Here is a 12,258-nt window from a genome sequence, read left to right as displayed (position 1 = left end):
GACGCGCCCCGGGGGTGCGTCGGGCGGTTTGGACACGCTAGGGTCTGGATCTACGGAGCGATGCTTCCTCCGCTCCTTGAGCCGGGATCCCGGCGGCTAGGCCAATGCCGCTCCCCGGCGCGGCCCCTCCGCTCCCCTGCTGTCGCAGGAACAAAGCGGAACGCCGTGACCGTTGCCACAGCCAGTCGCCAGCCCGACTTCTTCCGGAAGCCTTGTGAGCACCATCAGTCAGCAGACGTATCCCTTCACGCCGGGGGCGGAGGGCAGGACCGACCTGCTCCTCATCGACGACGACCCCTCCGACGTCCTCATGGTCGAGAAGATGCTCGCCGAGAGCGGCATGGACGCCGAGATCACCGTCGCCGGCGACCTGGCCACCGCGAGGCGCATGCTGACGCGGCGCACCCAGTGCATCATCGTGGACCTGTCCGCCCCGGGCCTCGACCGGCTCGACGGGCTGCGGCAGGTGCTCGCCCTGTCCGGCCCGGCCGCCGTCGTCGTCCTCACCGGCCTCGACGACGCCCACCTCGGCGTGCAGGCCGTCGCCGCCGGCGCCGAGGACTACCTCGTCAAGCAGGAGGTGGACCCGCCCCTCCTCGCCCGCGCCATCCGCTACGCCATCGAGCGCAAGCGGTCGGAGGATGCCGAGCGGCGGCTCGTCGAGGCCCGCATCCTCGGCCGCGAGAACGCCCGGCTGGAGCGCGGCCTGCTGCCCGTCCCGCTGATCGACGACCCGTCGCTGCGGCACCACACCCGCTACCGGCCCGGCCGGCGGCGGGCGCTGCTCGGCGGCGACTTCTACGACACCGTGCAGACCGAGGGCGGCGCGGTCCACCTGGTGATCGGGGACGTGTGCGGGCACGGCCCGGACGAGGCGGCCCTCGGCGTCCAGCTGCGGATGGCGTGGCGGACGCTCGTGCTGGCCGGGCACACCGGCGAGCAGCTCCTCGGCACCCTCGACACGGTCCTCGGCCACGAGCGGCGCAGCGAGGAGATCTTCACCACGCTCTGCATGATCACGATCGCGCCGTCGCGGCGGACCGCCCGGATGCACCTGGCCGGCCATCCCGCGCCGCTGCTGTTCCGCGAGTCCCCCGGGGAGGGCGGGCCCGGCGGCGACGGGATCGGTGCCGGCGGCCGCGAGGTGACGGCGCTGCCCGACTACGCGCACGGCCCGGCGCTCGGCCTGCTGCCCGGCGCCGAGTGGCCCACCACCGAGATCGATCTCGGCGAGTCCTGGTCGCTGATGCTCTACACCGACGGCCTGATCGAGGGGAAGGTCGGCGCGGGCTCGGACCGGCTCGGCACCGACGGTCTCGTCGGCCTGGCCCGCACCGCCCACCGCGGGGGCGCGACGGGACGGTCCCTCATCGACGAACTCGTCACCGAGGTCGAGCGTCTCAACGGCGATGCCCTGACCGACGACCTCGCCGTGCTGCTGCTGTCGCGGCAGGTCGATGCCGGTCCGGCGGGACGCCCGTCCAATATATGACACACCCCCTCTGACCTCGTCAATGTCTTCTGGATCACTCGTGGAGAGAGTTCCAGAACGCCCTGTGAAGTCACTCACCGCACCATTCATCACGAAACGGACTCAACGCCCGTTCTACTTGTGTTCATAGCCTGCGGCTATTGAAACGAGTGCCCTGATGACTTGGAACTCTCGCGCCGGGCCGACATAGCTTCCGACGTGTGGCTATAGCGATACCTGCGATCTACCGATCGACCGTCGGCAAGAAGGCCGTCATGGCGGTGACCGGCGGCATCCTCGTGCTGTTCCTGATCACGCACATGATCGGGAACCTGAAGATCTTCTTCGGCGCGGAGGACTTCAACCACTACGCGCACTGGCTGCGCACGATCGGCGAGCCCGCGGTACCGCACCGGACCGTCCTGACCCTCCTCGAGGTCGTGCTGGCCGTGGCGGTCGTCCTGCACATGTGGTCGGCGGTGTCGCTGGCGCGGCGCGCGGCGGCGGCCCGTCCCGTCAAGTACCAGGCGAAGAAGAAGTCGCAGGCGCAGGGCTATGCCGCCCGCACCATGCGGTACGGCGGCGTCATCATCGCGATCTACGTCGTCTGGCACCTGCTGGACCTGACGTTCTTCGTCGTGAACCCGCTGGGCTCCGGCGACACCCCCTACCAGCGGGTGGTCGCCGGCTTCGACCCGTCCCGCTGGTACATCACCGTCTGGTACGTCGTCGCGCTCCTGCTCGTCGGCCTGCACATGCACCACGGCATCTGGAGCGCGTTCCAGACCCTCGGGCTGCGCACCCCGCGCACCGACCGCCTCCTGCGCGGCCTCGCCGGGTCCGTCGCCGCGCTGGTGACGCTCGGTTTCATCGCCGTCCCCGTCTCCATCACGTTCGGATGGGTGAGCTGAACATGACCGACAGCTTCTACAAGTCCGGCGAGCCGATCGCCGACACCAAGGCGCCCGCCGGCGCCATCGAGGACCGGTGGACCACCCGCAAGTTCGAGGCCAAGCAGGTCAACCCCGCCAACAAGCGCAAAAAGAAGATCATCATCATCGGCACGGGCCTGGCGGGCGGCTCGGCCGGCGCCACCCTGGGCGAGGCGGGCTACCACGTCCAGCAGTTCTGCTTCCAGGACTCCCCGCGCCGCGCCCACTCGATCGCCGCGCAGGGCGGCATCAACGCCGCCAAGAACTACCGCAACGACGGCGACAGCGTGTACCGGCTGTTCTACGAGACGGTGAAGGGCGGCGACTTCCGGTCCCGCGAGTCGAACGTGTACCGGCTCGCCGACATCTCCCGGAACATCATCGACCAGTGCGTCGCGCAGGGCGTCCCGTTCGCCCGCGAGTACGGCGGCCTGCTCGACAACCGCTCGTTCGGCGGGACGCAGGTCTCCCGCACCTTCTACGCCCGCGGGCAGACGGGCCAGCAGCTGCTCCTCGGCGCCTACCAGGCGCTGATGCGGCAGGTCGAGGCCGGCAACGTCGAACTGTACCCGCGGCACGAGATGCTCGACCTGATCATGGAGGACGGGCGGGCGCGCGGCGTCGTCGTCCGCGACCTGATCAGCGGCGAGGTCAAGAACTACACGGCGGACGCGGTGGTGCTCGCGTCCGGCGGCTACGGCAACGTGTACTTCCTGTCCACGAACGCGATGGGCTCGAACGTCACCGCGTCGTGGCGCGCCCACCGGCACGGCGCCCTGTTCGCCAACCCGTGCTACACGCAGATCCACCCGACGTGCATCCCGGTCAGCGGCGACCACCAGTCCAAGCTGACGCTCATGTCGGAGTCGCTCCGCAACGACGGGCGCGTGTGGGTCCCGAAGAAGGGCGGCGACACCCGCGACCCCTCCGACATTCCCGAGGACGAGCGCGACTACTACCTGGAGCGCATCTACCCGTCCTTCGGCAACCTCGTCCCGCGTGACATCGCGTCCCGCGCCGCCAAGAACGTCTGCGACGAGGGACGCGGCGTCGGCCCCGGCGGCCTCGGCGTCTACCTCGACTTCGCCGACGCCATCGGGCGGCTCGGCCGCGACAAGGTCGAGGCCAAGTACGGCAACCTCTTCGAGATGTACGAGCGCATCACCGGCGAGAACCCGTACGACACGCCGATGCGCATCTACCCCGCCGTCCACTACACGATGGGCGGGCTGTGGGTGGACTACGACCTGGAGTCCAGCATCCCGGGACTGTTCGTCATCGGTGAGGCGAACTTCTCCGACCACGGCGCGAACCGCCTTGGCGCGTCCGCGCTGATGCAGGGCCTCGCCGACGGCTACTTCGTCCTGCCGAACACCATCGGCGACTACATCGCCCGCAACAGCCTCGGCCCGGTCGCCGGCACCGCGGTCCTGGAGGCCGAGGAGCGGGTGAAGTCGCAGATCGACAGGCTGCTGTCGATCGACGGGGACCGTTCCGTCGACTCCTTCCACCGGGAACTCGGCCACATCATGTGGGAGTACTGCGGGATGGAGCGCACCGAGGAGGGGCTGCGCAAGGCCCTCGACCTCATCCCGGCGCTGCGCGCGGAGTTCTGGGAGCGCGTCAAGGTCACCGGTAGGGGCGAGGAGCTCAACCAGCAGCTGGAGAAGGCGGGCCGCGTCGCCGACTTCTTCGAACTGGCCGAGCTGATGGTCATCGACGCGCTGCACCGCACCGAGTCCTGCGGCGGCCACTTCCGGGCCGAGAGCCAGGACGAGGACGGCGAGGCCAAGCGCGACGACGTCGACTTCGGCTACGTCGCCGCCTGGGAATGGGGCGGCGAGGGCGAGCAGCCCGTCCTCCACAAGGAGGCCCTGAACTTCGAACACGTCAAGCCGAGCCAGAGGTCGTACAAGTAAATGAAGCTCACACTGCGCGTCTGGCGCCAGAGCGGCCCCCAGGACAAGGGGAAGATGGTCGAGTACAAGCTCGACGACATCTCCCCCGACGCCTCGTTCCTGGAGATGCTGGACGTCCTCAACGAGAAGCTCATCGCCTCCGGGGACGAGCCGGTCGCGTTCGACCACGACTGCCGCGAGGGCATCTGCGGCATGTGCTCCCTCGTCATCAACGGCACCCCGCACGGCCCGGAGCGCGCCACCACGACCTGCCAGCTCCACATGCGCAAGTTCGAGGACGGCGAGGTCATCGACGTCGAGCCGTGGCGGGCCAAGGCGTTCCCGGTCGTCAAGGACCTGGTCGTCGACCGCTCGTCCTTCGACCGGATGATCCAGGCGGGCGGCTACATCACCGCGCCGACCGGCACCGCCCCCGAGGCGCACGCGGTCCCCGTCCCGAAGCCGGACGCCGACCGCGCGTTCGAGGCCGCCGAGTGCATCGGCTGCGGCGCGTGCGTCGCGGCCTGCCCGAACGGCTCGGCCGCCCTGTTCCTCGGCGCCAAGGTCACCCACCTCGGGCTCATGCCGCAGGGGCAGCCGGAACGCTGGGACCGTGTCGTGTCGATGCTGGAGACCCACGACGAAGAGGGCTTCGGCGGCTGCACCAACACCGGTGAGTGCACCGCCGCCTGCCCGAAGGAGATCCCGCTGGACGTCATCGGGCAGCTCAACCACGACTACCTGAGGGCGACCGCGGGCGGCAGGAAGCGCTGACCCGCTCCCTTCGCCGTCCCCACGACCAGGCCCCGCCCGGAGTACCGGGCGGGGTCTTTCCATGGCGCGCACTAAAGCCTCTGACCAAGAAGCGATCTTGCGTTACGGTATGCACGTGCATAAGACAGTGCATCAGCATGAGCCAATGCACGGTATCGGCGAGGCGTCGCTCGCGGTGCACCGGTCGATTCTGTGCGTGGACGTCCAGGGCTACGGGGGCCGGACGAACTGGGACCAGTTAGCCGTGCGCAGCGGCCTGTTCAAAGCCCTGCACGAGGCGCTGGCCGAATCCGGTGTGCCCGAGACGTCCTTCGAGCGGGAGGACCGCGGCGACGGCGCACTCGTCCTCATCAAGCCCGACGTGCCGAAGGAACGGCTGGCCGGGCCTTTCCCGCCGGCACTGGCGCGCCTGCTCGAACGGCACAACAGCAGCGCCCCGCCGGGTGCCCGCATCAAGATCCGCGTCGCCGTGCACGCCGGGGAGGTCCACTACGACGACCACGGCGTCACCGGCACCGCGATCAACAAGACGTTCCGGCTGCTGGACGCCGAGCCGCTCAAGGACGCCCTGCGCGACTCCCCCGGCATCGTCGCGCTGATCACGTCCGACTGGTTCTACCAGGAGGTCGTCCAGCAGTGCCCGACATGCGACGCCGCCGCGTACCGTCCCGCGCAGGTCTCGGTCAAAGAGACCCGCATGCGCGGATGGATACGGCTTCCCGACACCCGCACCGACGCCGGCCGCATCCTCCGGCTCCTGTCCCTGCATCCCGGGACGGAGATCTCCGTCCCGGCCGCCGCCGCTCTCCTCGACGTCCCCGCGGACGAGACCCGCGTCCTGCTCGGCGGCCTCTCCCTGGACGAACGCCCCGGGGGCCGCTTCCGCGTTCCCGCCCTCGACCAGGGACCGGCCGAGGACGAACGTGAGGACGAACGCGAGGACGCCCTCCGGCGCGTCCTCGCGTGGTACCTCGGCACCGCCGACAACGCCCGCCGCGTCCTCTGCCCCGAACGCATCACCGCGACGCTCACCCTGACGGACACCCCATGCCGTCCCCTCGAGTTCACCTCGGCGGCCGAGGCCCGCGAATGGTGCGAGGCCGAGCGGCTCAACCTGATCGCCGCCGCCCGCGTCGCCGCCGACGAGGGCCACCACGACATCGCCTGGCGGCTCCCGCTCGCCCTGTGGACGTTCTTCTTCCTCCGCAGCCCGTGGACCGACTGGATCGAGGCACTCCGCACCGGGCTGGCGTCCGCCGAGCACATCGGCGACGACCGCGGCATCGCCTACGCCCTCGCCGGGCTCGGCCACGCCGGCCAGCACCGCTGGCGCTTCGAGGAGTCGGTCGGCTTCTTCACCGCGTCCCGCGACGTCTTCCACCGGATCGGCGACCGGGGCGGCGAGGCCTGGGCGCTGCACGGCCTCGGCTATGCCTGCCGCCGCCTCCAGCGGTTCCGCGAGGCGGTCATCCACCACCGGAGATCCGTCCGACTGGCCCGCGAAGCCGGCGAGCACCACGCCGCCGGCCTGGCCCTGACCGCCCTCGGGTACGCGCACGCGGGCCTCGGCGAGTTCGCCACGTCGCTCGGCTGCTTCGAACAGTCCCGCGCCATGGCCACCGAACCCCGCGCGAGGGGCTGGGCTCTGCACGGGCTCGGCTACTCCCACCACGGACAGCGTGACTTCGACGCCGCCATCGCCCATTACGAGGAGGCCCTGGACGCGTTCTGCGAGGCCGGCGACCGTCCGGGCCAGGGTGAGACCCTCTACAACCTCGGCCGGGCCCACCTGCACATGGGACGCCGTGACGCCGCCCGCGACCACTGGATCGGGGCCCTCGCCATCTTCGAAGACCTTCAGACCCCGCAGACGGCCGGCGTCCTCGCCCGCCTCCGCTCCCTCGATCCGCGCCCGTGATCCCCAGGTCCCTCGGCACCGCCTGAGTGCGGACGCGCTGTCAGCGGGGGCGGGGCGGGTGCTTGGCGATGAACAGGCCCTCGGCGGTGACGCGCACTTCGCCGCCGGCCCGGATGGCGCCCTTCGTGCGGATCTTGCGGCCGTCCACCGAGATCTGCTCGGCGGTGATCGTCAGCGGTTCGAAGAGCGGCGTCAGGCGGTGGTAGCGCAGGGTCAGCTCCGCCGTCATGCCCGATGTGCCCGCCCAGCCGTTCGCCACGCCCAGCGTGTGGTCGAGGAGCAGGGCCGACACGCCGCCGTGGACGCTGGACGGCGGGCCCTGGTAGGGCAGCCCGAGCGTCGTGGTGGCCTCGATGGTGTGGGAGTCGACGCCGACGTACTCCAGGGGCGGGGCGATCGGGTTCTCCGGGCCGGTCACCGGGTCGTGGCGCGTGTTGCCGTCGCCGGCCCACATGTCGACGAGGCGGTCGTTCCGCGGCGGGGCCGCCTCCTCCAGATCGTCGGCGACGGCGTTGAGCCGGTCGGCGATGTCCGCCATGTCGACATCCGTCATGTCGCCGGACCGGACGAGGGCGTCGATGACGCGGCGGGCCGCGGCGGAGGCCGCGTCCACGCCGCACGTCCGGGCGCCGGCCTGCAGGTCGAGCGTCATGACGCCACCGGGTCGCGGGGCAGGCCGAGGAGCCGCTCGCCGATGATGTTGAGCTGGACGTCCGTCGTGCCGCCGGCGATCGACATGTTCCGGGAGTTCAGGAACATCCACGTCGGGTCGTCGACCCCGCCCTCGCCCTCGCCGGTGAGCGCGTCGGGGCCGATCCAGTCGACGGCCGTCTCCCACACCTGCTGGATGTGCTCGACGCCGATGAGCTTGCCGATGCTGGACTCGGCGCCCGGCTGCCCGCCCGCGAGGGAGCGCAGCGTGGTGCGGAGCCCGAACAGGCTGCTGGACTGGGCGTCGCAGAGGATGCCGCCGAGCGTGGTGAGGCGCTCGTCGTCCGCGCCTTCGGCGGCCAGTCCGATGAGGGCCTCGCCTCCGCTGCCCAGGGACGAGTCGTTGGACAGCGACACCCGCTCGTTCGCGAGGGTCGTGCGGGCGAGCTTCCAGCCGTCGCCGGGGGCCGCCACGAGAAGGTCGTCGGGGATGAACACGCCGTCGAGGAACACCTCGTTGAACAGGGTGTCGCCGGTCAGCTCGCGCAGCGGGCGGACGTCGATGCCGGGCGACTTCATGTCGAGCAGGAAGTACGACAGGCCCTTGTGCTTCGGGACGGACGGGTCGGTGCGCGCCAGCAGGATGCCCCAGTCGGCCTCGCGGGCCATGGACGTCCACACCTTCTGGCCGGTGATCTTCCAGCCGCCCTCGGCCTTCTCCGCGCGGGTGCCGAGCGCGGCGAGGTCGGAGCCGGCGCCGGGCTCGGAGAACAGCTGGCACCAGCGGATGTCACCGCGCAGCGACCCGGGCAGGAACCGCTCGTGCTGCGCGGGCGAGCCGTGCGCGATCAGCGTCGGCACCACCCAGTTACCGATGATCATGTCGTGGGCGCGGAGCCCGGCGGCGCGCATCTCCTCGGCGATGACGAGCTGCGTGATCGCGTCGGCGCCCTTGCCCCACGGGACGGGCAGGTGCGGGGACGTGTAACCGCGGTCGGCGAGATACATGGCGCGCTCATCGCCGTCCAGTGCCTTGGCGGGCCCCAGTTCGGCGCGGACCTCGGCGCGGATCCGCTCGGCCTCGGGCGGCAGCTCGACACCGAGTTCGCGGCGGACGCCGTCCAGGGTGAGGCTCGCGACGCGGCGGCGCCAGCTCGCCGTGGAACCGAGCAGGACGCGGAGAGTCTGCGCGCGGCGCAGGTAGAGGCTCGCGTCGTGTTCCCAGGTGAATCCGATGCCGCCGAGCGTCTGGATGCAGTCCTTGGCGACCTGGAACGCGGCCTGCACGCTGGTCGCCCCGGCGACGGCCGCGGCGAGGGACACCTCCCGGGGGCCGGTCCCCGGCTCCTGGGCGCGGGCGGCGTCCCAGGCGCAGGCGCGGGCCTGCTCGGCGTGCGCGAGCATCCGGGCACAGCGGTGCTTGACGCCCTGGAACTGGCCGATCGGGCGGCCGAACTGCTCGCGGACCTTGGCGTACTCGGCGGCGGTGGACGTCGCCCAGTCGGCCAGACCGGACGCCTCGGCCGCGAACAGCACCGCCGCGAGATCACCGACGGCCTGTGAGCCCACGTCCAGGACCGAACGCGCGGCGAGGGTCGTGTTCCCGGACTCGATCCTGGCCGGGCGGCGGGTCAGGTCGTGGCCGGGCAGTTCGTGCACCGTGACGGCCTCGCGGGGCACGACGATCCAGGCCGTCCCGTCGCCGTCCTTCGCGGGCACGATGAGGAGATCCGCCGACGGGGCGCCCATGACCGGGCCCGAGGTGCCGGTCAGCGTGACCTCGTCGCCGGAGCGCGACAGCGCCAGCCCGCCCGCGTCCAGGCCGACCGCGCCGACCTTCGTGCCGTCGGCCAGCGGCGGCAGGTGCTCCTCGTGCCCCGCCCGGTGCAGCACGGCACTCGCCAGGACGGTCGGCAGGAACGGCCCCGGGGCGATGGCGCGTCCCAACTCCTCGACGACGACGGCCAGTTCGACCAGGCCGTAGCCCGCACCGCCCGCGTTCTCGGGAAGGTGCAGGCCGAGGAGCCCCTGCGCGGCGAGGTCGTCCCAGAAGGCCGGGGCCTTCTCCCGCTCGGCGTCCACGGCGGCGCGGACGACCGCCGGCGTCACCTGCCGCGACGTGAACGCGCGCACGGCGTCGCGCAGGTCGCGGTGCTCCTCCGTCAGTCCGATGGTCATGTGGTCCTCAGATCCGTTCGATGATGGTGGCCGTGGAGTGCGCGCCGCCCGCGCACATCGTGACGAGCGCGGTGGACCCGTCCGACCGCTCCAGCTCGTTCACGGCCTGGGTGAGGAGGCGTGCGCCGGTGGAGCCGACCGCGTGGCCGAGGGCGATGGCGCCGCCGTTGACGTTGACCTTGTCCATGTCCGCGCCGAGCACGGACGCCCACGACAGCACGACCGACGCGAACGCCTCGTTGATCTCGACGAGGTCGATGTCGGCCAGCTTCATCCCGGCCCGCTCGAGGACGTGCTGCGTCGATCGTCGTGCACGCCGTCCGGTAGGGCAGGTCCGCGTACAGCCGGAACGTTCCAGCAGACCCCGCTGCGTCAAGCCGAGCAACTGGACCGGGTGCAGGCCCGACAGGGCGCCGTGACGCTTGCCCGACCGGCGTGCGGACGGCATCGACGATGACGGCCTCAGCCATGAGATCTCCCTCGAACAGCGAACGGACCGGACGACCGGCTCCTGGGCACGAGACTAGAATTCATTCTGATTCGCAGGCAAGGCCGGTCCCACTCAGCGGTCTGACCCGTTCAGAGGGGGCGCGCACACCCGCTCAGCGGGACGGCGCCGGAGACGGAACTAGAATACGTACTAGCCTCCGGCATGCCATCTGACACCGACCCGGAGGCTCCGATGAACGCTGACCTCTCCCTGGCGGGCCGCACCGCCGTCGTCACCGGCGCGGGCGCCGGGCTGGGCCGCGCCGAGGCGCTCGCACTGGCCGCGCAGGGCGCGAGCGTCGTCGTCAACGACATGGGCCCGGCCGCAGGCGACGTCGTCGCCGAGATCACGAAGGCGGGCGGCAAGGCCGTCGCGGTGACCGGGGACGTCGGCGACTGGTCGATGGGCGACACGCTGGTGTCGGCCGCCGTCGACACGTTCGGCTCGCTGGACATCGTCGTCAACAACGCGGGCGTGCTGCGCGACAAGATGCTGTTCAACCTGGCGGAGTCGGACTGGGACGACGTCATCCGCGTCCACCTGAAGGGGCACGCGGCCGTGTCCCGCGCCGCCGCCGTGCACTGGCGCGCGGCGAGCAAGGCCGCCGGCGGCCCGGTCTACGGACGGGTGATCAACACCGCGTCGGAGGCGTTCCTGTTCGGGTCGGCGGGCCAGCCGAACTACTCGGCGGCGAAGGCCGGCATCGTGGCGCTCACGCTGTCGACCTCCGCGGGCCTCGGCCGGTACGGGGTGCGCGCCAACGCGATCTGCCCCCGCGCCCGGACGGCGATGACCGAGGCGACGTTCGCCGAGGGCACGGCCCCGGGCGGGCTCGACGTCATGGCGCCCGAGCGGGTCGGGTCGTTCGTCGGCTACCTGGCGTCCCCCGCGTCCGAGAAGATCACCGGGCAGGTGTTCGTCGTCTACGGCGACATGGTGGCGCTGATGGCCGCGCCGACCGTGGAGCAGAAGTTCACCGCGGCCGGCGGCGTCTTCTCCGTCGAGGAACTCGGGGAGCAGATCACCCCCTACTTCGAGGGACGCGACCCGCAGCAGACCTACGCCGCCTACGGCGTCGCCAAGCTCGACGACACCGGCACCAGCAAGTACTGATCCCGGACCCGCCGATGGCCGCCCCACGGCGCGAGGGGCGGCCATCGGCGCTTCTCAGAAGACCTCGGGGCCGCGGAGGGTCGGCTCGGCGCCGCCGTCCACGTAGATGATCTGGCCGGTCATGTGGGTGTTGGCCGGGGAGATCAGCCAGCGCAGCGCCTCGGCGATCACCAGGGCGTCGGCGTAGCCGTTCAGCGGCATCGGGACCGCATCGTTCATGATCTTGACCATGGCCTCGTCGGCGAACAGCGGCTCGGTCATCGGCGTCCGGACGACGCCGGGCGCGATCGCGTTCAGCGGGATGCCCGCGCCCGCCCACTCGGGGGTGACGCAGACGCGGCGCAGCCACTGGGCGAGCGCCGACTTCGAGGACGAGTACGTCTGGTTCCCGGCACCGGCTTCGACGACCTTCGCGGCCGCCCGCAGTGCCGCGGTCTCGTCGCCGTCGAGGCAGGCGCGGACGATGGCGTCGTCCACCGGGTGCGTCCCGGCGATGGAGCCGACGACGGCGGCGCGGGGCGCCCCGGCGCGGGCGAGGGCGGGCCGAAGGCCGTCCAGCAGGGCGACCGCCCCGAAGTAGTTGACCTTGACGGGGAGGGGCGTGAAGTCGGAGACGCCGGCGCAGGCCACGGCGCCGTCCAGCGTCCCGCCGGAGAGGTCGAGGACTTCGGCGACGGCCCGCGACCGGCCTTCGGGGCCGCCGAGGTCGGCGCGGACGTCCGCGTCGCGCAGGTCGATCCCGATGACGGTGTCGCCCTGGTCGCGCAGGAGCCCGGCGAGGGCCTGGCCGATGCCGGACGCCGAGCCGCTGACGGCGATGGTGCGTGCCATGT

Annotated in this window: 9 protein-coding genes and 1 pseudogene; 6 read left to right on the top strand and 4 right to left on the bottom strand. The window is 71.5% G+C overall.

What is annotated here, in order from left to right; genetic code table 11:
• Positions 1 to 214 precede the first annotated feature (214 nt).
• The 5 genes from ACGFIS_RS35060 (at position 215) to ACGFIS_RS35040 (ending at position 6,993) form a co-directional block, all read left to right on the top strand.
• Complete coding sequence (locus ACGFIS_RS35060; protein WP_392911012.1) at positions 215 to 1,492, top strand: PP2C family protein-serine/threonine phosphatase; 1,278 nt, start codon at positions 215 to 217, stop codon at positions 1,490 to 1,492.
• Positions 1,493 to 1,692: 200 nt separating this feature from the next.
• Complete coding sequence (locus ACGFIS_RS35055; protein ID WP_392911014.1) at positions 1,693 to 2,382, top strand: succinate dehydrogenase cytochrome b subunit; 690 nt, start codon at positions 1,693 to 1,695, stop codon at positions 2,380 to 2,382.
• A 2-nt stretch (positions 2,383 to 2,384) separates the two neighbouring features.
• On the top strand, positions 2,385 to 4,322 hold the full coding sequence (locus ACGFIS_RS35050; protein ID WP_392911072.1) for a fumarate reductase/succinate dehydrogenase flavoprotein subunit: 1,938 nt from the start codon (positions 2,385 to 2,387) through the stop codon (positions 4,320 to 4,322).
• Positions 4,323 to 5,075 carry a succinate dehydrogenase/fumarate reductase iron-sulfur subunit gene (locus ACGFIS_RS35045; RefSeq protein WP_392911016.1) on the top strand — a complete coding sequence of 251 codons (753 nt, stop codon included), beginning with the start codon at positions 4,323 to 4,325 and terminating at the stop codon, positions 5,073 to 5,075.
• A 145-nt stretch (positions 5,076 to 5,220) separates the two neighbouring features.
• Positions 5,221 to 6,993: a tetratricopeptide repeat protein gene (locus ACGFIS_RS35040; protein ID WP_392973780.1), complete on the top strand. Its 1,773-nt coding sequence runs from the start codon at positions 5,221 to 5,223 to the stop codon at positions 6,991 to 6,993.
• A gap of 40 nt (positions 6,994 to 7,033) precedes the next feature.
• On the opposite strand, the gene ACGFIS_RS35035 is transcribed toward ACGFIS_RS35040, so the two are convergent.
• From ACGFIS_RS35035 to ACGFIS_RS35025, 3 genes and pseudogenes are all read right to left on the bottom strand, one after another.
• Positions 7,034 to 7,645 (bottom strand): PaaI family thioesterase, encoded by a 612-nt coding sequence (locus ACGFIS_RS35035; protein ID WP_392911020.1) that lies wholly within the window; start codon positions 7,643 to 7,645, stop codon positions 7,034 to 7,036.
• Positions 7,642 to 9,822 carry an acyl-CoA dehydrogenase gene (locus ACGFIS_RS35030; protein WP_392911022.1) on the bottom strand — a complete coding sequence of 727 codons (2,181 nt, stop codon included), beginning with the start codon at positions 9,820 to 9,822 and terminating at the stop codon, positions 7,642 to 7,644. The genes ACGFIS_RS35035 and ACGFIS_RS35030 overlap by 4 nt, the downstream gene beginning before the upstream one ends.
• 7 nt (positions 9,823 to 9,829) lie before the next feature.
• Positions 9,830 to 10,129: pseudogene (locus ACGFIS_RS35025) on the bottom strand (3-oxoacyl-[acyl-carrier-protein] synthase III C-terminal domain-containing protein); the annotation flags it as partial.
• A gap of 375 nt (positions 10,130 to 10,504) precedes the next feature.
• On the opposite strand from ACGFIS_RS35025, the gene ACGFIS_RS35020 reads away from it, so the two are divergent.
• Positions 10,505 to 11,425: a 3-oxoacyl-ACP reductase gene (locus tag ACGFIS_RS35020; protein WP_392973779.1), complete on the top strand. Its 921-nt coding sequence runs from the start codon at positions 10,505 to 10,507 to the stop codon at positions 11,423 to 11,425.
• A 54-nt stretch (positions 11,426 to 11,479) separates the two neighbouring features.
• Here ACGFIS_RS35020 and ACGFIS_RS35015 read toward each other — a convergent pair whose 3' ends face one another.
• Positions 11,480 to 12,256: an SDR family oxidoreductase gene (locus ACGFIS_RS35015; RefSeq protein WP_392911026.1), complete on the bottom strand. Its 777-nt coding sequence runs from the start codon at positions 12,254 to 12,256 to the stop codon at positions 11,480 to 11,482.
• Positions 12,257 to 12,258: the final 2 nt, after the last annotated feature.

This window comes from Spirillospora sp. NPDC048824 (genome assembly GCF_043198455.1).
Lineage (GTDB): Bacteria > Actinomycetota > Actinomycetes > Streptosporangiales > Streptosporangiaceae > Spirillospora.
Note: the sequence above shows the minus strand (reverse complement) of the source record. Positions and strands in the feature narration are given on the sequence as shown.